The 18,497-nt window shown below is 68.2% G+C and carries 19 protein-coding genes and 2 tRNA genes; 14 read left to right on the forward strand and 7 right to left on the reverse strand.

Annotation, left to right across the window (positions count from 1 at the left end; genetic code table 11):
* Positions 1-74 precede the first annotated feature (74 nt).
* From L0U85_RS07165 to L0U85_RS07185, 5 genes are all read left to right on the forward strand, one after another.
* A tRNA-Thr gene (locus tag L0U85_RS07165) sits at positions 75-147 on the forward strand.
* Positions 148-258: 111 nt separating this feature from the next.
* Positions 259-330, forward strand: a tRNA-Met gene (locus L0U85_RS07170).
* Between the two features lie 98 nt (positions 331-428).
* Positions 429-599 carry a 50S ribosomal protein L33 gene (rpmG, locus tag L0U85_RS07175; protein ID WP_347177382.1) on the forward strand — a complete coding sequence of 57 codons (171 nt, stop codon included), beginning with the start codon at positions 429-431 and terminating at the stop codon, positions 597-599.
* Between the two features lie 44 nt (positions 600-643).
* Positions 644-1,012: a MaoC family dehydratase N-terminal domain-containing protein gene (locus L0U85_RS07180; protein ID WP_241377072.1), complete on the forward strand. Its 369-nt coding sequence runs from the start codon at positions 644-646 to the stop codon at positions 1,010-1,012.
* A complete protein-coding gene (locus L0U85_RS07185; protein WP_241377073.1) occupies positions 1,009-1,428 on the forward strand; it encodes a MaoC/PaaZ C-terminal domain-containing protein in 420 nt (139 codons plus the stop codon). The genes L0U85_RS07180 and L0U85_RS07185 overlap by 4 nt, the downstream gene beginning before the upstream one ends.
* Here the strand turns inward: L0U85_RS07185 and L0U85_RS07190 are convergent.
* A complete protein-coding gene (locus tag L0U85_RS07190) occupies positions 1,415-2,263 on the reverse strand; it encodes a 3-hydroxyacyl-CoA dehydrogenase family protein (protein WP_241377074.1) in 849 nt (282 codons plus the stop codon). The genes L0U85_RS07185 and L0U85_RS07190 overlap by 14 nt on opposite strands.
* 25 nt (positions 2,264-2,288) lie before the next feature.
* On the opposite strand from L0U85_RS07190, the gene L0U85_RS07195 reads away from it, so the two are divergent.
* The 5 genes from L0U85_RS07195 (at position 2,289) to yjfF (ending at position 7,737) form a co-directional block, all read left to right on the forward strand.
* On the forward strand, positions 2,289-2,870 hold the full coding sequence (locus tag L0U85_RS07195; protein ID WP_241377075.1) for a cob(I)yrinic acid a,c-diamide adenosyltransferase: 582 nt from the start codon (positions 2,289-2,291) through the stop codon (positions 2,868-2,870).
* Positions 2,871-3,037: 167 nt separating this feature from the next.
* Complete coding sequence (locus L0U85_RS07200; RefSeq protein ID WP_241377076.1) at positions 3,038-4,033, forward strand: ABC transporter substrate-binding protein; 996 nt, start codon at positions 3,038-3,040, stop codon at positions 4,031-4,033.
* A gap of 112 nt (positions 4,034-4,145) precedes the next feature.
* The gene (locus L0U85_RS07205) at positions 4,146-5,669 is read left to right on the forward strand and encodes a sugar ABC transporter ATP-binding protein (RefSeq protein ID WP_241377077.1); all 1,524 of its coding nucleotides are present in this window, start codon (positions 4,146-4,148) and stop codon (positions 5,667-5,669) included.
* Positions 5,666-6,718, forward strand: coding sequence for an ABC transporter permease (locus L0U85_RS07210; protein WP_241377078.1), 1,053 nt, complete (start codon positions 5,666-5,668; stop codon positions 6,716-6,718). Before L0U85_RS07205 ends, L0U85_RS07210 begins: the two co-directional genes overlap by 4 nt.
* Positions 6,715-7,737 (forward strand): galactofuranose ABC transporter, permease protein YjfF, encoded by a 1,023-nt coding sequence (yjfF, locus tag L0U85_RS07215; protein WP_241377079.1) that lies wholly within the window; start codon positions 6,715-6,717, stop codon positions 7,735-7,737. The genes L0U85_RS07210 and yjfF overlap by 4 nt, the downstream gene beginning before the upstream one ends.
* Before the next feature lie 48 nt (positions 7,738-7,785).
* Here yjfF and L0U85_RS07220 read toward each other — a convergent pair whose 3' ends face one another.
* Complete coding sequence (locus tag L0U85_RS07220; RefSeq protein ID WP_241377080.1) at positions 7,786-9,900, reverse strand: heavy metal translocating P-type ATPase; 2,115 nt, start codon at positions 9,898-9,900, stop codon at positions 7,786-7,788.
* 200 nt (positions 9,901-10,100) lie between these two features.
* On the opposite strand from L0U85_RS07220, the gene L0U85_RS07225 reads away from it, so the two are divergent.
* The 4 genes from L0U85_RS07225 to L0U85_RS07240 all read left to right on the forward strand — a co-directional run bounded on the left by L0U85_RS07225 (position 10,101) and on the right by L0U85_RS07240 (position 14,003).
* Entirely contained in the window at positions 10,101-11,024 is a 924-nt protein-coding gene (locus tag L0U85_RS07225) for an ABC transporter ATP-binding protein (RefSeq protein ID WP_241377081.1), read from the forward strand.
* Positions 11,021-11,872 carry an ABC transporter permease gene (locus tag L0U85_RS07230; RefSeq protein ID WP_241377082.1) on the forward strand — a complete coding sequence of 284 codons (852 nt, stop codon included), beginning with the start codon at positions 11,021-11,023 and terminating at the stop codon, positions 11,870-11,872. The genes L0U85_RS07225 and L0U85_RS07230 overlap by 4 nt, the downstream gene beginning before the upstream one ends.
* 5 nt (positions 11,873-11,877) lie before the next feature.
* Entirely contained in the window at positions 11,878-12,105 is a 228-nt protein-coding gene (locus L0U85_RS07235) for a helix-turn-helix transcriptional regulator (RefSeq protein WP_241377083.1), read from the forward strand.
* A 215-nt stretch (positions 12,106-12,320) separates the two neighbouring features.
* Positions 12,321-14,003, forward strand: coding sequence for an AAA family ATPase (locus L0U85_RS07240; protein WP_241377084.1), 1,683 nt, complete (start codon positions 12,321-12,323; stop codon positions 14,001-14,003).
* A 52-nt stretch (positions 14,004-14,055) separates the two neighbouring features.
* On the opposite strand, the gene L0U85_RS07245 is transcribed toward L0U85_RS07240, so the two are convergent.
* From L0U85_RS07245 to L0U85_RS07265, 5 genes are all read right to left on the reverse strand, one after another.
* Positions 14,056-15,297: a beta-lactamase family protein gene (locus tag L0U85_RS07245; protein ID WP_241377085.1), complete on the reverse strand. Its 1,242-nt coding sequence runs from the start codon at positions 15,295-15,297 to the stop codon at positions 14,056-14,058.
* A 114-nt stretch (positions 15,298-15,411) separates the two neighbouring features.
* Entirely contained in the window at positions 15,412-15,846 is a 435-nt protein-coding gene (locus L0U85_RS07250) for a DUF2550 domain-containing protein (RefSeq protein ID WP_241377086.1), read from the reverse strand.
* A gap of 3 nt (positions 15,847-15,849) precedes the next feature.
* Entirely contained in the window at positions 15,850-16,128 is a 279-nt protein-coding gene (locus L0U85_RS07255) for a F0F1 ATP synthase subunit epsilon (protein ID WP_241377087.1), read from the reverse strand.
* 156 nt (positions 16,129-16,284) lie between these two features.
* Positions 16,285-16,962, reverse strand: coding sequence for a Crp/Fnr family transcriptional regulator (locus L0U85_RS07260; protein WP_026924818.1), 678 nt, complete (start codon positions 16,960-16,962; stop codon positions 16,285-16,287).
* A 338-nt stretch (positions 16,963-17,300) separates the two neighbouring features.
* The gene (locus tag L0U85_RS07265; protein ID WP_241377088.1) at positions 17,301-18,497 is read right to left on the reverse strand and encodes a MarP family serine protease; all 1,197 of its coding nucleotides are present in this window, start codon (positions 18,495-18,497) and stop codon (positions 17,301-17,303) included.

Consider the following 18,497-nt stretch of genomic DNA (forward strand, 5'->3'; position numbering starts at 1 on the left):
CGCAACGTCGGGCCCGCTTCGGAAGACCGGGCGGGATCATGTACTCTTGTCAAGGCCCGCGCGAGAGCGCGAGCGCCCCAATAGCTCAGTCGGCAGAGCGTCTCCATGGTAAGGAGAAGGTCAACGGTTCGATTCCGTTTTGGGGCTCGGAAGCACTGCTGACATGCCTCAGCAAGGCAGATCTGCGGCTCGTCGGCCGTGGGTCGGCGCAGTGTTCTGACTGCCTCCGATGGATTCGTCCGGTGGCAGCGGGCGCACGGCGGTGTAGCTCAGTGGTAGAGCAAACGACTCATAATCGTTGTGTCGGCGGTTCGATCCCGCCCATCGCTACTTTTGTTCAGCGTCGACTACCGAGCTAGGCTGGTCGACGCTTTGTTTTTGTCCGTCGAGGCGGGCCGACAGGTCTGCCGGTTCAGAGGAAGGCACTCATCGTGGCCAAGGCTACCGACGTTCGCCCGAAGATCACCATGGCGTGCGTGGAGTGCAAGGAGCGCAACTACGTCACGAAGAAGAACCGGCGGAACCACCCCGACCGGCTCGAGCTCAAGAAGTACTGCCCGCGCTGCAAGACCTCGCGAGCTCACAAAGAGACTCGCTAGGCCCTCGGCCCGGCATGCTCAACACTTCGTACGTAGGCCGTTCCTTGCCGACCACCGAGCCGGTGGTGATCACCGCTGATTCGGTCTCGCGTTTCGCGCGCGCCCTCGGGCTGCCGGGCGACGCGGCGGTTCCGCCTACCTACCTGGTGTCCCTCACGATGCCCGCGGCGGATCCGCTCATCGCCGACCCCGAATTCGGGCTCGACTGGTCAAGGGTCCTGCACCGCGACCAGCGCTTCGTCTACCACCGCGAGCTGCGGGCGGGCACCGAAGTCGCCCTCACGCCCACGGTCGAGTCGATCAAGACCGTCGCCGGCAACGACCTGCTGACCATTCACACCGAGGTCGCCGACGCCGAGGGCCTCGCGGCCGAGGTGTGGACCACCCTCTTCGTCGCCGGAGACCCCGCATGACCTTCGCCGATCTCGCCCCCGGGGACGCGGTGTTCACCGCGGCCTTCCCCGTCTCACGCGAGCACCTCGCGGCCTACGCCGACGCCTCGGGCGACCACAACCCGATCCACCTCGACGAGGCCGCCGCCAAGGCCGCCGGCCTGCCGGACGTCATCGCCCACGGCATGTTCACGATGGGCCTGGTCTCCCGCGCCGTCCTCGAATGGATCGACGGCGCCGGCATCGACGCGAGGCTCACCGAGTTCTCGGCCCGCTTCGCCAAGCCCGTCGTCGTCCCGGCCGAAACCGGCGCGATCGTCGAGGTCGAGGCGAAGGTCCGAAAGGCCGACGACGACTCCGTGGAACTGGCCCTCACCGCGTACAGCGGCGGCGAGAAGGTCCTGGTCCCCTCGCGGGCCACCCTCACTCGTAGCTGAAGAACCCTCTGCCGCTCTTGCGGCCCAGCTCACCGGCGGCGACCAGTCTGCGCAGCAGCGCCGGCGGGAAGAATTTCGGGTCCGCGGTGTCGTCGTAGATGTTCTCCGTCGCGTGGGTGATCACATCGACGCCGGTCAGATCGGCCGTCGCCAGCGGACCCATCGGGTGGCCGAAACCGAGCTTGCAGGCGGTGTCGAGGTCTTCGGCGGAGATGACGCCGTCCTCCACGAGACGCGCCGCCTCGTTCACGAACGCGCAGATCAGCCGCGTCGTCGCGAAGCCCGCGACGTCCCGGTTCACCACCACGCACGTCTTGCCGCAGCTTTCGGCGAACGCCCGCGCCGCGTCGAGTGCCGCATCGCCGGTGTGCATACCCCGCACCAGTTCGCACAGCCGCATCATGGGGACGGGGGAGAAGAAGTGCGTCCCCACGACCCGCTCGGGGCGCGAGGCCGCCGCGGCGATCTCGGTGATCGGGATCGCCGAGGTGTTCGTCGCCAGGACCGTATCGGGCGAGCAGACCTCCGAGAGACGGCCGAAGACCTCCTGCTTGACCGGCAGCCGCTCGAACACCGCCTCCACGACGATCGAGGCCTGAGCGGCCGCGGCGATGTCCGTCGTCGAGGCGACCCGCTCCCGAGCCGCCCTGGCCTCGAGCGAGTCGACCTTTCCCTTCGCGACGAAGCGGTCGAGTGAGTCGCCGATGCCCTCCCCGGCGCGCTCCAGCGCGCGCGGATCGCTGTCGATCAGCGTCACGTCCCACTTCGCGAGGGCCGCGACCTGCGCGATCCCCGAACCCATCAGTCCCGAACCGATTACCGCCACATGCGCCATGCGCCGAGGCTATATGGTTTTGGGTATGGCGGTCAATCTCACCAGGATCTACACCAAAACCGGCGACGACGGCACGACCGGCCTCGCCGACTTCTCCCGGGTGCCGAAGACGCATCCCCGACTCGCCGCCTACGGCGACGTCGACGAGCTGAACGCCGTCATCGGCACCGCGCTCGCACTGCACGGCGGCGAGTTCGACGAGTCGATGAAGAGCGTCCTGCTGGCCGTCCAGAACGACTTGTTCGACGTGGGCGCCGACCTGTCGACCCCGGTCACCCAGGACCCGAAGCACCCGCCCATGCGGATCGACCAGGACTACGTGACGCGCTTGGAGACCTGGATCGACGAGTACAACGCAGACCTGGAACCGTTGCGTTCCTTCATCCTCCGCGGCGGCACCGCGGGCGCCGCGCTGCTGCACCAGGCCTGCACTGTCGCCCGCCGCGCCGAGCGTTCAACGTGGACACTCCTGGCCGATGAGCCGGACTCCACGCACCCCGTTCCCGTCACCTATCTCAATCGGCTCTCCGACCTCTTGTTCGTCTTGGCCCGCACGGCGAACAGGGGGCAGGACGTGCTGTGGCGCCCGGGGGGCTCGCAGGAGTAACGCACGTCAGCGCCCTGCGGTGCTGTCACCGTGTTGTCAAATTGTTACGCCAATTGAGACCGTCCTGAGCTTGACCCGGCCGGTGACACGGGCAAAGATATGAACGGTAACATCTGCCAGATAAATAGAAATCCCTCAAATTTCACTAGACGAAAGGCAGCTGACGCGTGCTTAAGAAAGCTCTTGCCGGCATCGGAGCCGGCGCACTCCTCCTCGGCGCCGCGGCCTGTGGGTCCGGAGACGACTCCAGCGGCGACGACAGCGGTTCCGGTGACGGGCTGGTCGTCGGCTTCGCCCAGGTCGGCGCCGAATCCGCTTGGCGCACCGCCAACTCCGACTCCGTCCAGGCCTCCGCGGAGGCCGACGACCGCATCGCCGACCTCCAGTTCGTCGACGCGCAGCAGGACCAGGAGAAGCAGATCGAGGCGGTCCGCAACTTCATCACCCAGCGGGTCGACGTCATCGTCCTGGCTCCGGTGGTGGAGACCGGCTGGACCGACATCCTCGGTGAGGCAGAGCAGGCCGGCATCCCCGTGATCCTGGCCGACCGCGGCATCGAGCAGGCCGACGAGGACCTCTACGTCACCCGCCTCGGCTCCGACTTCGTCGAAGAGGGCCGCAAGGCCGGACAGTGGACGGTGGAGACCTTCGCCGACGACGACTCGACGCGCATCCTCGAACTCGAGGGCACCGTCGGCTCCGCCCCGGCCAACGACCGCAAGACCGGCTTCTACGAGATCCTCGACTCCGAGGGCCTGTCGTACGACCTGGTCGACTCCCAGTCCGGCGACTTCACCGCCGAGGGCGGCAAGTCGGTCATGGAGACCTTCATCTCCACGCACGGCCTCGACGACATCGACCTGCTGTACGCCCACAACGACGAGATGGGCCTCGGCGCGATCCAGGCGATCGAAGAGGCGGGCAAGGTGCCCGGCGAGGACATCCAGATCATCATCGTCGACGGCTCCAAGGCCGGCTTCGAAGCGGCGGTCGACGGCAAGGTCAACTACATCGTCGAGTGCAACCCGGTCTTCGGCGACCAGCTGATGGACCTCGTGGTCGACGTCGCAGGCGGCGAAGAGTTCGACAAGTTCATCGCGGTCGAAGAGGGCGTCTACGGCGAGGCCGACTTCGAGGCCGAGCTCCCCAACCGACAGTTCTAGCCCCGGGAACACCCTCGCTCAAATGAAGTGAGCAAGCGTCCGGGCGGCCCAGTGCCGCCCGGACGTTCCCGACTCCAGACATCCGCCCCCACGAACCGAAAGTCAGAAGCCTATGTCCGACGAGCCGATCGTCCAGATGACGGGCATCACGAAGGACTTCACCGGTGTCCGCGCCCTCGACGGCGTCGACTTCACCCTCAGGCCCGGCGAGATCCACGCCGTCATGGGGGAGAACGGCGCCGGCAAGTCCACGTTGATCAAGGTCCTCACCGGCGTCCACAGCCCCGACGCCGGACAGATTCACCTCGACGGCGAGCCGGTCCGCTTCGCGAGCCCCGGCCACGCCCAAGCCGGAGGGATATCGACCGTCTACCAGGAAGTCAACCTCACCGACAACCTGTCAGTCGCCGAGAACCTCTTCGCCGGTCGAGAACCCCGCTTCGGCCCGTTCATCAACTTCCGCGCGATGCGCCGCCGCGCCAAGGAACTCCTCGACGGCATCGGCGTCGACCTCAACGTCGCCGCGCCCCTGTCGTCCTATTCGATCGCGATGCAGCAGCTCGTCGCGATCGCCCGCGCCGTCGACATCGAGGCGAAGGTCCTCATCCTCGACGAGCCGACCTCCTCGCTCGACCGCGACGAGGTCGAAGTGCTGCTGCGCGTGATGCGCAAGCTCGCCGACCAGGGCACGGCGATGGTCTTCATCTCCCACTTCCTCGACCAGGTCTACGAGATCTGCGACCGGATGACCGTGCTGCGCAACGGGAAGCTCGTGGGCGAATGGTCCACGGCGGAGCTGCCGGAGAGCGAGCTCATCGGTCACATGCTCGGCCGCGAGGTCGAGGCGCTCGACGCTATCGAGCGCGAGTCCTCCCGACGGCGGCCCGGCGACGGCGTCGAGCCGCTCGTAGCCGCGACGGGCCTGGGCCGCAAGGGCTCCATCGCCCCGTTCGACCTGGACATCCGCGAGGGCGAGGTCGTCGGCCTCGCCGGGCTCCTCGGCTCGGGCCGCACCGAGACGGCCCGGCTCATCGCCGGCGCCGACCGGTCCGACTCCGGTGCGCTCGCCTTCGGCGGCGTCGAGGTGAAGGGCCACAACCCGCGCACCGCCGCCGCCCGCGGCATCGGCTTCTGCCCCGAGAACCGCAAGACCGAAGGGCTCGTGGGCGACCTGACCATCGCCGAGAACATGATCCTGGCGATGCAGGCCTCCCGCGGTTGGGCGAGGGCGATCCCGCCGGTCCGCCGCGCCGAACTGGTCGCCGACTTCATCGACAAGCTCGACATCCGCCCCGCCAACCCCGACCTGCCGGTGAAGAACCTCTCCGGCGGCAACCAGCAGAAGGTCCTGCTGGCCCGCTGGATGCTCATCCAGCCGCGGCTGCTCATCCTGGACGAGCCGACCCGCGGCATCGACATCGGCGCGAAGGCCGACATCCAGCGTCTGGTCGCCGAGCTGTCCGGCGAAGGCATGGCCGTCCTGTTCATCTCCGCTGAGCTCGACGAGGTCACCCGGCTGTCCGACCGGATCGGCGTCCTGCGCGACCGCGAGCTCATCGACATCCTCCACGAGGAGTCCGACATGACCACCGAACGCATCGTCGACACCATCGTGACGAAGGGCGGTGAGCAGTGAACCCCTATTTCAAGCGGCTGATGTGGCCGCTGGCGGTCCTGGTGGCGCTCATCGTCGTCAACATCGCCGTCACCGGCTTCGACTTCATCATCCCCAGCGTCCACGACGGACGCTTGGGCGGCGCGTTCGTGAACATCCTGCGCCGAAGCGCGCCGCTGCTGCTCATCGCGCTGGGGATGACGCTCGTCATCGCCACCAAGGGCATCGACCTGTCGGTCGGCGCGGTCTACGCCATCGGCGCGGCCATCGGCGCGCAGTACATCCTCGACCGCGACCAGTCCTCGCTCGTCGTGGTCTTCACCGCGATCGGCCTCGCCCTGCTCGTCGCGGCCGTCATCGGCGCCTGGAACGGCACCATGGTCGCGTACTTCGGGGTCCAGCCGATCGTCGCGACGCTCATCCTCATGATCGCCGGGCGCGGCATCGCCCAGCTCATCACCGGCGGCCAGATTCCGTCGGTCTCGGACACGACGCCGTTCGTCGAGCTCGGACGCGGCGCCGTCGCCACGGTCCCGGTGCCGATCATCATCGGCATCGCCGTCTTCGCCGCGCTCGTGCTCCTCACCCGCACTACGGCTCTGGGGATGCTGCTCGAATCGGTCGGCGGCAACCCCGAGGCCAGCCGTCTCGCCGGCATCCGCTCCAAGGGCATCACCGTCCTGGTGTACCTCGTGTGCGGCTTCTGCGCAGGACTCGCCGGGCTCATGGGCGCGGCCAACCTCGGCAGCGCCGACGCCAACAACGGCGGCCTGTGGATCGAGCTCGACGCGATCCTCGCGGTCGTCATCGGCGGCACCGCGCTCATCGGCGGACGGTTCTTCCTGCTGGGCACGACCATCGGCGTCGCGATCATCGGGACCCTCGAGGTCACGATCATCAACGTCGGCCTGTCCAGCCAGTGGCAGTTCACCGCGAAGGCGATCGTGGTGTTCGTCGTCGCGATGCTCCAGAGCCCGGAGTTCCGCGCCTGGATCCTCAAACCGTTCCGGCCCAGACGGGCCCCGGACGCCCCAGCCGAGCCCGCCACCGAGAAAGCCCTCGCCAAATGAGCACCACGCTGACCGAGCGCCCGGCGCACTCCACGCTCTTCGACGGCCTGAGCCGGTACATCCCCATCGGCGCGACGGTCGCGCTGCTGGTCGCCATGTACCTCGGCGGGCTGGCGAACTACAACAACTTCGACAACCCGCAGCTGATCCCGGACTTGTTCATCGGCAACGCCGGGCTCCTCATCATCGCCGTCGGCATGACGTTCGTGATCCTCTCGGGCGGCATCGACCTTTCGGTCGGGTCGATGATGGCGTTCTCGACCATGGCCCTCGCCTGGATGACCGTCGACCTGGGCATGCCTGCGGAGATCGCCGTCCCGGTGGTGCTGGTCTTCGGGACGCTCTCGGGGACGTTCACCGGCGCCGTCATCCACTACTTCGACGTGCAGCCGTTCATCGCGACCCTGGCCGGCCTGTTCCTCTACCGGGGACTGACGCTCCAGATCTCCGACCGGGACGTGTCCATGAGAGACGTCGAGTTCTTCTCGTGGGGCATGGAGCGCATCGAGTTCGGGAGCCCGCGCGAGGGCGGCTTCAGCCTCCCGTACATCTCGTTCATCGCGTTCGCGGTCGTCGTCATCGCGTTCATCGTCCTGCACTACACGCGGTTCGGCCGCGGCGTCTACGCCGTCGGCGGCTCCGAGCAGTCCGCGCTGCTGATGGGCCTCCCGGTGGTGCGCACGAAGGTCGGCGTGTACGCCATCAGCGGGTTCTGCGCCTCGCTCGGCGGCGTGGTCGCCGCGTTCTACACCAAGAGCGCCAACCCGCTCGCCGGCGTCGGCCTCGAACTCGACGCGATCGCCGCGGTCGTGGTCGGCGGCACGCTCCTGACCGGCGGCGCCGGCTTCGTGCTCGGCACGGTCGCCGGCGTCATGGTCATGGGCCTGCTGTCGACGATCATCGCCTTCCAGGGGAACCTGTCGTCGTGGTGGGCCCGGATCGTCGTCGGCATCCTGCTGCTGGCGTTCATCCTGCTCCAGAGGGTCCTGGCTCGCTCGGGAGAGAAACGCAAGGCTTGAGCTACGGGCAGGGGCCGCGGACCGGTGACGGTCCGCGGCCCCTGCCGTCTACTCGGGGGCGATGGCGACGCGGCGCAGCAGCTGGGCGTTGAGCGCGACGACGATCGTCGAGGCGGACATGAGGATCGCGCCGACCGCCGGGCTGAGGGTGAACCCGGCCCAGGCCAGGACGCCCGCGGCGAGTGGGATCGCCACGATGTTGTACCCGGCGGCCCAGGCAAGGTTCTGGACCATCTTGCGGTAGCTCGCCTTCGACAGCCGGATCACGCCGGTCACCCCGCGCGGGTCCGAGGAGGCCAGGACCACCCCGGCCGACTCGATCGCCACGTCGGTGCCTGCGCCGATCGCGATGCCGACGTCGGCCCTCGCCAGCGCCGGTGCGTCGTTGACCCCGTCGCCGACCATCGCCACCGTCAGGCCCCTCGCCTGGAGGTCGGCCACCGCCTGGTCCTTGTCGGCGGGCAGCACCTCGGCGAAGACCTCGTCGCGGCCTTGTGTGAATCCGAGGTCGGCGGCGACGGCCTCGGCGACGGCGCGGGCGTCGCCGGTGATCATCGCGATCTTCTCGATCCCTTGGGCGCGAAGGTCGGCGACGGCCTGCTTCGCCTCGGGCCTGATCTCGTCTTCGAGGGCGACGGCCCCGAGCACCCTCGGCTCGGACTCGGTGTCGATGAGGTACAGGACCGTGGCGCCGCGCCCGGACCACTGGTCGATGTCCTCGCGTAGTTCGTCCGGGGCGGTGACCTCGAGCTCCCTGAGCAGGGCTGGCCCGCCGACGGCGTAGCGGCGGCCGTCCACGGTCGCCTCGACGCCCTTGCCGGTGCGGGAGCGGAAGTCGGTCGCCGAGGCGCCGCCGCGGTGGGCGTGGTCGTGGTGGTGGACGATCGCGCGGGCGAGCGGGTGCTCGGAGTCCGATTCGACCGCGGCGGCCAGGTGCAGGACCTCGTCGGAGTCGACGCCTTCGGCGCCGGCCACGCCGGCGACGGTGTGCTCGCCCTTGGTCAGGGTGCCGGTCTTGTCGAACAGGACCGCGTCGACCGTGCGCATCCGCTCTATCGCGAACCGGTCCTTCACGAGGATCCCGCTCTTGGCCGAGATCGCCGTGGAGATCGCTATGACCAGGGGGATCGCCAGCCCGAGGGCGTGCGGGCAGGCGATGACGAGGACCGTCACGGTCCGCACGACGCCGCCGGTGAGGTCGCCGATGAGCGACCACACGGTGAAGGTGACCGCGGCCGAGGCGAGCGCGATGTAGAACAGCATGGCGGCGAATCGGTCGGCGAGCACCTGGGCGCGGCCGCGTGAGGACTGGGCCTGTTCGACGAGCCGCTGGATGCCGGCCAGGGCGGTGTCCTCGCCGACCGCGCCTATCTCGACGCGGATCGAGGAGTCGGTGGCGACGGTGCCTGCCACGACGCGGTCGCCGGTGCGGCGGGGGACCGGGCGGGACTCTCCGGTGATCATGGACTCGTCGAGTTCGGCCTCTCCATCGGTGATCTCGCCGTCGGCGGGGACCCGCGCGCCGGGGCGCACGAGGACCAGGTCGCCCACGGCGAGTTCGGAAGCGGGGACGGACTCGGTGCGGCCGTCCCCGCCGATTCGCTCGGCGTCGTCGGGCAGCAGCGCCGCGAGCGCGGCGAGCGCGCCCTGGGCTTGGCCGATCGCCTTCATCTCCTGCCAGTGGCCCAGCAGCATGATGGTGACCAGTGCGGCCAGCTCCCACCAGAAGTCGAGGTCGAGCAGGCCGAAGCTGGTGGCGAGGGAGGCGGTGTAGGCGACGGTGATGGCCGTGGCGATGAGCATCATCATGCCCGGGGCCCGGTCCTTGAGCTCGTTGACGGCGCCGGCCAGGAACGGCCAGCCGCCGTAGAGGAACACCACCGAGCCGAGCACTGGGCCGACCAGGGCGATGCCGGGGAAGGCAAGCGTGTACCCGAACCAGTCCATGATCATCTCGCTGGTGACGACGATCGGGACGGTGAGGATGAGGCTGAGCCGGAATTTGCGGCGGAACGCCTCGGGGTCGTGTCCTGCGTGCTTGTCGTGGGCGCGGTGCTCGCCGTGGGCCTCGTGCGTTCCGTGGTGCTCGTGCCGCTTGAGTGTCTCGTCGGTCGCGGTGGCGGAACGGTGCTCGTGGCCGGTGTGGTCTTCGTGGTCGCTCATCGGGGGTCTCCTTCCGGATCGACTTCAAGCTAACATACCCCTAGGGGGTATGTAAAGCGTCTTAACGGATGCCACCCCTGCTCGCGAATTCCCGGCTGTGGCAATGCGAAACCACGCGGCTCGATATCGGACTGCACATGCCTGCGGCAAAATGTAGTATGACTACTATTGATAAGAAGACTTCTACGATGGAGGTGATCATGGCGGACCCACAGTCCCCGACCGGACCCGCCATCGCCGTGTCAAATCTGCGGATGCGCTACGGCGACAAAGACGTGCTGAGCGGCCTCGAATTCACCATCGAACCCGGCACCGTCACGGCCCTGCTCGGGCCCAATGGCGCCGGCAAGACCACCACGGTCGAGATCCTCGAAGGCTTCCGCGCTCGCTCCGGCGGCGACGTCAGCGTCCTCGGCGCCGACCCCGAGCGCGGCGACGAACGCTGGCGAGCACTGATGGGCATCGTCCTCCAGGAATGGCGCGACAACCACAAGTGGCGAGTCCGCGACCTCCTCGTCCACTTCGCCGAGTACTACCGCCCCTACGCCGAACCCTGGGGCGCCGACGAACTGCTCGAACTCGTCGGACTCGCCGAACAGGCCGGCCAGCGCATCTCGACCCTCTCCGGAGGCCAGCGGCGGCGCCTCGACGTCGCCGCCGGCATCGTGGGACGTCCCACCCTGCTGTTCCTCGACGAACCCACCACCGGCTTCGACCCGCACGCCCGCCGTGAGTTCCACGAGCTCATCCACCGGCTGTGCGACCTTGAAGGCACCACCGTCCTGCTCACCACCCACGACCTCGACGAAGCCGAGAAGCTCGCCGAGCGCATCCTCATCCTCGCCGGCGGCCGCATCATCGCCGACGGCTCGCCCGACTCGCTGGCGCGGGCCGCAGCCACCACCGCCGAAGTCAAATGGATGCAGGACGGGCGGCTCCAGGTCCACGCCACCGATGACGCGACCGCCTTCGCCCGCAAGCTCCTCGCCACCGACGACGGCGCGGTCACCGATCTGGAGATCCACCGCGCCAGCCTCGAAGAGGCCTACCTGAGCCTCGTCGAGCAGTTCGAGGGCGGCGAAGCCGAGACCGCGATCGACACGTTTCAGGAGGTCACGACGTGAACCCCACCGCACACGCCTATCGGACCGGGTGGCGACGCGCGCTCATCGAGACGAAGGTCTCGCTCACCACCCCGTCCGACCTCCTGGGCTTCGTGATCCCGGCCGCCATCATGGTGACGGTCCTGCTGTTCCTGCGCGGAGTCGACATCGAGGGCACCTCGGTCTCGCTCGGATCGATGAGCATGCCGAGCCTGATCGGCATGATGATCGTCTGGAGCGGCGTCATCGGCGTCCAGGGCATGCTCGTCATGGACCGGACCAACGGGACCCTGCTGCGCGCCAAGTCGATGCCCGGAGGGATGACCGGCTACCTCGTCGGCCACCTCGGATCGATCGCGATCTTCACGGCGTTCAGCGTCGTTGAGCTCATGGTCGTGGGCCTCGTCTTCTTCGACGGACTCGAATTCGCCTCGCCCGACCGGTGGCTCCTGTTCGTCTCCGTCTTCGCGCTCGGTCTGGCCTCGACGATGCCGATGGGCGCCGTCCTCGGCGCGCTCATCGACAACCCGCGCAACATGGGCCTGGTCACGATTCCGTTCATGGGCTTGATCGCGATCTCGGGGATCTTCTATCCGATCACCGCCCTGCCCGGCTGGCTCCAGGCGATCGGACAGGTCTTTCCGACCTACTGGCTCGGACTGGGGATGCGCCACGCCATGCTCCCGGACGCGGCCGTGGCGGTGGAGATCGGCGACAGCTGGCGGACGCCTACGATGTTCGTCGTGCTCGCGGCCTGGGCGGCCCTGTCGATGGTGATCGCCCCGAAGCTGCTCAGCCGTATGGCCCGACGCGAGTCGGGATCCAGCATGGCGGCGAGGCGCAAGATGGTCGAACAGAACTGGGGGTAACGGCCATGGCCGACGACGTCGTATACAACCGCATCGCGATGCTGCGCGCCGAGAGGGGCATCTCGCGGCGCCAGCTTTCCGATGCCCTCGGCGTCCACTACCAGACCGTCGGCTACCTCGAACGCGGCGAATACTCGCCGAGCCTGCACTTGGCGTTGAAGATCGCCGAGTACTTCGAGGTGCCTGCCGAGGTCGTGTTCTCCACCAAGCCGTTCCCGCGCATAGGAGCTTGAACCGAGGGGGTGTGGGCCCTGCGCCTCGGCCCGGCCGCAACACCCACAGGCCGCCGAGGCGCAGGGCCGTCGTTCGCCGCGCCGGCACCGGCGCGAGACCGGGCCGCACCGATCGGTGCGGCCCGGGCGCTGCCGCGCGACATTGACTCGGTCGAATACCCTGGAGCGCGCCAATCGGAAACCCTGGTTATACCTCTTCTCAACCCGGAGCGGACATGCCCTTCTCTACGGCAACAGAATCAGCGTCGGAAGTCTGGTCGCGCGGGGTCGAACTCCTCGGCAACGGCGATCTCGTGCGTGCGGCGGACTGTTTCGAGCACGTCCTCGAATACGATCCCCGCGCTGCGGACGCCTGGCTCGGCATCCACGCCTGCGGGGAGCAGCAGGAGGAAGCGCTGCTCCGAATGCTCGATTACCAGGACAACCTGGGCAGGCTGCGACATGTCACGGGACTCGCGCTCGAGTCGTCGTTCGCCATCGGGATGTTCGTCGGATACGCCATCAGCGACGCTTACGACGTCTGGCTGGCCTACGTGGCGGGGCTGATCGACACCGAGCAGTTCGAACTCGCCGATGAGCAGCTGGCCGCGGCCGGCGACCAGGACCTGGGGGGCCGGATCAATTTCCTGCGCACCCGCTGTGCCTTCGGCCAAGGCGAGTTCGAACAGGTGCTCGGGGCGGCGCACGGCATCGAGGACGCGTTGCTCAACGACGAGGCCCAGTTCTACGTCGCCGCCTCCCTGGCGCACCTGGAGACCTATTACGAGGCCCTGAACGTCACCGAGGGCCTGCCGACCGCGATGACGAACAATCCTTCTTACAACGCACACGTCGCCTTCGTGCGGGGCGTGGCGCTGGGGTCTCTGGGGGAGGCCGAGGAGTCGGCGCAGGCGTTCCAGCGCGCCTACCGTCTCGCCCCGGAGATCGAGGAATTCGCCGAGCGCGCCCGGGCGGTTCGCGCCGCCGAAGCGAGGGAGGCCGCCGCCGACCGGACAACCCCGAAGGCGACCCCAGGAGACGAGCTGGACGCCGATGATCGCGAGAAGCTGCTCGAGGAGGCCGGACTGCAGCTGGACGCCATGATCGGACTCAAACCGGTCAAAGACCAGATCCAAACTCTGAAAGCCCAGTTCAGAATGGCGGCCCTGAGGAAGGAGCGCGGCCTGCGGTCCTCGACACGCCCGCAGCACTTCGTGTTCACCGGGCCACCCGGTACCGGAAAGACCACGGTCGCCCGCATCATGGGCGAGATCCTCGCGGGTCTCGGCCTGCTCGAGCACGGCAGAGTCGTGGAGACCCAACGCGGCGACCTGGTGGGGGGATACCTGGGGCATACCGCGATGAAGACCCGGGAGAAGATCGACGAGGCGACCGGCGGCGTCCTGTTCGTCGACGAGGCCTATTCCCTGGCCAACCAGGGTTACGACGGCGACAAGGACACATTCGGTGAGGAGGCTATGCAGGAGATCCTGACGGCCGCCGAGAACCGGCGGGACCGACTCGTCATCGTCCTGGCCGGCTACACCGATGAGATCCACGAACTGCTGTCCACCAACCCGGGCCTGAAGTCTCGGTTCTCCACGGTGATTGAGTTCCCGTCGTACTCCGCAGAGGAACTCGCCGCCATCGCCACCTCGATCCTCACTGCCGCAGGCGAAACCCTTACGACCAACGCGGCGATCAACCTGCAGACCGGATGTGACAGGGCCGTCGGCTCGGGACGGATCGACGCGCTCGGGAACGCCCGTTTCGCCCGCGAACTCTGCCACAAGGCCTCCGCTCAGCGAGACTTGCGTCTGCTCGACCACTACGGCGACAGCGGCACGCCGACCTCAGCGGAGATGACCACGATCCAGGCCACCGACATCGCGAACGCCTACGAGGAGCTCGTCGACTGACAGCGCGGGGGCCGCGCCGAACGGCGCGGCCCCCGCACTCTTTCCGGGCGTGTCAGCCGAGGTGCATGAGTTCGTCCAGGGCCGCGAAGTCGGGCAGGTCCTGCGTGCGCAGGCCGGTCGTGTCGTCGATGTCGACCCCGCACAGGCCCGCGACCAAGAGGCCGGCCAAGGCGGCGTCGAACTCTTCGGGGTCGGTGTAGCCGTGCCAGTCGTCGACGTTCCAGGTGAACGAGACCTGGCGCTGGCCGTCGAGGGAGTGGAACGAGTAGGTCAGGTGGCCGATGCCGCCGCCGGTGTGGCCGACGACGAGGTCGTCGGCGCTGCATACGGCCATGCCGAGCAGACCGAGACCGTAGCCGTAGCCGACGCTGATGTCGGTGAATTCGGTGGCCTCGGCGAGCTGCTCGTCGGTCAGGAGCGTGCCGTCGAGGAACGCGTCGTAGAAGTCGTTGACGTCCTCCATCGTGGAGACGGCGGCCCCGGCGGCCCACATGTGGCTGTTGGACAGCTTCGTGGAGTCGAAGTACGGGTCGGCTTCGTCGCCGGTGGTGGTGTGCGGCACCGGGTGCGGGCCCCAGATCCCGCCGGTGAAGCCGGGCGGGAAGTAGGTGTGGCGCAGGCCGGCCGGCTTGAAGACCCGTCGGTGCAGCTCATGGCCGAGCCAGTGCCCGGTGGCCTCCTCGATCACGAGGCCGAGGGCGATGTAGCCGGTGTTGGAGTACGACCAGTCGGTGCCCGGCTCGAACAGCGGCGGGTCCTGCGTCCCGATCTCGACCAGTTCCTCCGGGGCGCGGTAGTCCCGGTAGTGGTCGTAGAGATCGGTCATGTCGCCGTTCTCGAACAGCGAGGGGTACAGGTGCGGGAAGTAGTCGGACAGGCCGCCGGTGTGCTGCATGAGCTGCCGGATGGTCGGCTCGTCCTCGTAGGGCAGGAGCCCGGGGAGGTGGTCGGAGACGCTGTCGTCGAGGTCGAGCTCGCCTTCGTCCTGGAGTTGCAGCATGACGACGGCGATCATCGACTTGGTGAGGCTGGCGATGCGGACGCGGTCGCCGGTCCGCGCCTCGGGCGAGCCCGGATCCATGCTTCGCGGACCGATCGCTTCGGACCAGGTCGCGTCGCCGGAGCGGACCTCGGCTATGACGGAGTGGTCGCCGGTCTTGTAGAGGTCTTCGAGTTTGGCTTCGAGCAGCTCGGTGTCGAGCTCGGTGTCGGTCGGGGGGTTCGCTTGCGCGGCGGCGGGCGGTGCGAGGAGGCAGAGCGCGAGGGCGGCCGCGGTGAGTACGCGTTTGGTCATGGAACCGAGCCTAGGGGCCCGGAGAGGCCGATATCACCCCATGATGAGTGAAATTCGCCTAAATCGGAGGGAGGAGGTGAAGAGGCCGGAACTCCTACGAAGGTCGGAGGACCGTCATCTGCCGTCGAAATAGGCCGCCCCGGGCGGAGCGGCCTCAAGCCAGGAGAGGAATCCGGTGACGGCGGAGTCGGTCATCGCCAACTCGACCTCACCGGTCGAACCCTTACAGCGGAGGATGGCGACCTCCGCTGGGAAGATCTGGGCCTCGGCGCCCGCCGGCTCGCGCCGCTCGGCGATCTGGAGATCGGTGCGGGCGAGCGTGTACCGGGGGCCGAACGCCAGGGAGAACATGCGGTACCAGCGCAGGGTTCCGCGCTCGTACACCGCGAACCCGGGGGCCCATCCGCGTCCGGCCATGCGCCGCGAGAGCCTCGCGGCCATCGCGACCGAGCCGTACTTGGAGAGGAAGGACCGCCGGACGTAGGTCAGCACCAGGAACACCGCGATGGACGCCGCCAGGGCGGCCGCGGCGAGCAGTGCTTCGACCATGGCTTATGCCGCGGCGTGCTCGACCGCTTCGGCGGTCTCGGCGAGGATGGTGACGCCGTCGGTGGTGACCGAAAGGAATCCGCCGTCGATCCGCCATGCGTGCTCGGCGTCGCCGGTCTGAATGCGTACGGTGCTGCCGACCTGGAGTTCGCCGAGCAGCGGCTGGTGACCGGGCAGGATGCCGAGTTCGCCTTCGGTGGTGCGGGCGTAGACCGCAACCGCCTCGCCGGACCACACCTTCGACTCGACGGCCACGAGTTCGACGTTCAGTTGCTTGGTCACAACGCTCCTTAAAGCAAACTCCGAGGATGGTTACGGGAAGTCTAGACGGCGGACGCGCCTGCGTCGAATCGCCCACCCTCGGCGGACCTGAAGATCACCCGCATGAGACGACGAAGCCCTCGGCGCAAGCCGAGGGCCCGGATGTCGTTCGATCCGCTAGACGCGGGCGCGGCGGGCGAGCCGCTCGGGGTCCATGATGATGACGCTCTTGCCGTCCAGACGCAGCCAGCCGCGGCCGGCGAAGTCGGCCAGGGCCTTGTTCACCGTCTCGCGTGAGGCGCCGACGAGCTGCGCGAGCTCCTCCTGGGTCAGGTCGTGAGTGACGCGCAGGACGCCGCCGTCGCGGGTGCCGAAGCGACTCGCCATGTGCAGCAGTGCCTTTGCGACCCGGCCGGGCACGTCGGTGAAGATCAGGTCGGCCATGGAGTCGTTGGTGCGGCGCAGGCGGCGGGCGATCACGCGGAGCAGCTGCTCGGCGATCTCGGGCCGGTTGGCGAGCCACGGGCGCAGCGCGGTCTTGGACAGCCTGGCCATGCGGGTGTCGGTGAGCGCGGTGGCGGTGGCGGTGCGCGGACCGGGGTCGAACAGGGCGAGCTCGCCGACCATGTCCGAGGGGCCCATGACCGCGATCAGGTTCTGGCGGCCGTCGGCGGAGCGGCGCCCGAGCTTGACCTTCCCGGACATGACGATGTACAGACTGTCGCCCGGCTCGTTCTCCGTGAAGACGGTCTGGCCCTTGTTGACGTCGACGTACTCCATCTCTTTGATGAGCGACTCGACAGCTTCGGGATCGACGCCCTTGAACAGAGCGGCCCTGGCCAATACATCTTCCATGTCCGTTCGCACCTTTCTTCAACGCACCGCTAGTGCAAGTACTGAGTCTATGCCTCTTGTCCGCATTGCGGGAGCGAGACCCCCGTAAATCCACATGCGCACCGTCGACGCCGAAAATCGACCTTCGTATCCGAATGACTGTGTTCCGGCGCTTGTGAGAATCACAGCGTGAGCAATGACTCACCCGATGAGCAGGGGATTTGCTCGCAAGCGGCAGTTGCAATCGGCGACGACCGGTACAGCCTACCGCTAATGTGACGCTCCGCCCAACAGTGAGTTGACATCACATGAGTGAACCGCCGTGTCGGCGCGCGAAATCGTGCGAGTATGGGCGCGACTCAGGTGCAGTCACCGGTGTCGACCGCGCCCGAGGCGGTCTCGCCCTCGGCGAGGACCGGCGCCGATTCGGCCATGGTGAGCGCGTACCCGGTCTCGGGGTCGTCGACCGCGGCAGCGAAGATCACGCCGAAGACCTCCCCGTCGGGGTTGAGCAGGGGCCCACCGGAGTTGCCGCCGATGATTCGGGCGTACAGCTGGTAGACCTCGCGGGTGACGGTCCCGGAGTCGTAGATGTCGGGCCCGGAGACCATGCGGGCCTCGCGGACGCGCGCGGCGACGGGCGCGTACGGGCCTCCGCCGGGATAGCCGACGACGATCGCGTCGTCACCGGAGTCGGCGACCGAGTCGCTCATCGGCAGCACGGGCGCCTCGAGCCCGGGCACCGACAGGACCGCCAGGTCCTTCGCGGGCTCGAAGACGACCACGTCGGCGTCGAGCCGCCGCCCGTCCGATTCGACCTGAACCCGTTCGGTACCGGCGACGACGTGCGCGTTCGTGGCCACCAGGCCGTCGGCGTACACGAAGCTGGAGCCCTCGATCTGCCGGTCGCACCGCGGGGCCGAGCCGTGGACCTTCAGCACCGACGGCTCGGCGTTCACCACTACGCCGGAGGCGGCGAGCTCGGGGTCGGGGGGCTCGACCGGATAGACCGGGGTCGGGTTGAGCCCGTTGAACACGTCGGGGATCTGCGAGGTGTTGAGCGAATCGCGCATCGAGTCGTAGACGCCCTTGACCGCCTCGGGCATGTGCTCGTCGATGCCGCCGACGAGGCTCGAATTGCGCACGGCCGCGGCCACGGACGGCATGGACGAGTTCGCCAGCGGCGCGGCGGCCATCCAGGTGACCAGGAGGACCGCGAGGACCGACACGACCGGGCCCGCGAGGTGGTCGACGCGCCTGGTGCCGTTGGTCTTCAGCCTCTTGCGGAGCCTGAAGCCGAGCGCGGTGGCGATCGCCTGGCCGCCGAGCGCGAGCGCGAATACGACGACGAGCGCGGCGATGAGCTTGGCGAGCGGATCGGCGTAGATGTCGGCGGCGAACGGGGCGAGCTGGACGCCGAGCAGCGCCCCGCCGAGGAAGCCGAGGAAGGTCGCCGCGGAGAGGATGAAGCCCTGCCGGTAGCCGTTGACGGCGAACAGCAAGGCGAGCAGGACGATGACGACATCCACCAGCAGGCCCCCGCTGTTCGACTCCAT

The organism is Glycomyces sp. L485 (assembly GCF_022548875.1).
Lineage (GTDB): Bacteria > Actinomycetota > Actinomycetes > Mycobacteriales > Micromonosporaceae > Glycomyces.

What these genes read in the sequence shown, in the direction of transcription:
- L0U85_RS07195 (WP_241377075.1), top strand. Translation starts at nt 2,289, where the DNA reads ATGGCGGTCAATCTCACCAGGATCTACACCAAAACCGGCGACGACGGC.
- L0U85_RS07240 (WP_241377084.1), top strand. Translation starts at nt 12,321, where the DNA reads ATGCCCTTCTCTACGGCAACAGAATCAGCGTCGGAAGTCTGGTCGCGC.
- L0U85_RS07245 (WP_241377085.1), bottom strand. Translation starts at nt 15,297, where the DNA reads ATGACCAAACGCGTACTCACCGCGGCCGCCCTCGCGCTCTGCCTCCTC.
- L0U85_RS07190 (WP_241377074.1), bottom strand. Translation starts at nt 2,263, where the DNA reads ATGGCGCATGTGGCGGTAATCGGTTCGGGACTGATGGGTTCGGGGATC.
- L0U85_RS07265 (WP_241377088.1), bottom strand. Translation starts at nt 18,497, where the DNA reads ATGGAGTCGAACAGCGGGGGCCTGCTGGTGGATGTCGTCATCGTCCTG.
- L0U85_RS07220 (WP_241377080.1), bottom strand. Translation starts at nt 9,900, where the DNA reads ATGAGCGACCACGAAGACCACACCGGCCACGAGCACCGTTCCGCCACC.
- L0U85_RS07225 (WP_241377081.1), top strand. Translation starts at nt 10,101, where the DNA reads ATGGCGGACCCACAGTCCCCGACCGGACCCGCCATCGCCGTGTCAAAT.
- yjfF (WP_241377079.1), top strand. Translation starts at nt 6,715, where the DNA reads ATGAGCACCACGCTGACCGAGCGCCCGGCGCACTCCACGCTCTTCGAC.
- L0U85_RS07205 (WP_241377077.1), top strand. Translation starts at nt 4,146, where the DNA reads ATGTCCGACGAGCCGATCGTCCAGATGACGGGCATCACGAAGGACTTC.
- L0U85_RS07250 (WP_241377086.1), bottom strand. Translation starts at nt 15,846, where the DNA reads ATGGTCGAAGCACTGCTCGCCGCGGCCGCCCTGGCGGCGTCCATCGCG.
- L0U85_RS07260 (WP_026924818.1), bottom strand. Translation starts at nt 16,962, where the DNA reads ATGGAAGATGTATTGGCCAGGGCCGCTCTGTTCAAGGGCGTCGATCCC.
- L0U85_RS07185 (WP_241377073.1), top strand. Translation starts at nt 1,009, where the DNA reads ATGACCTTCGCCGATCTCGCCCCCGGGGACGCGGTGTTCACCGCGGCC.
- L0U85_RS07235 (WP_241377083.1), top strand. Translation starts at nt 11,878, where the DNA reads ATGGCCGACGACGTCGTATACAACCGCATCGCGATGCTGCGCGCCGAG.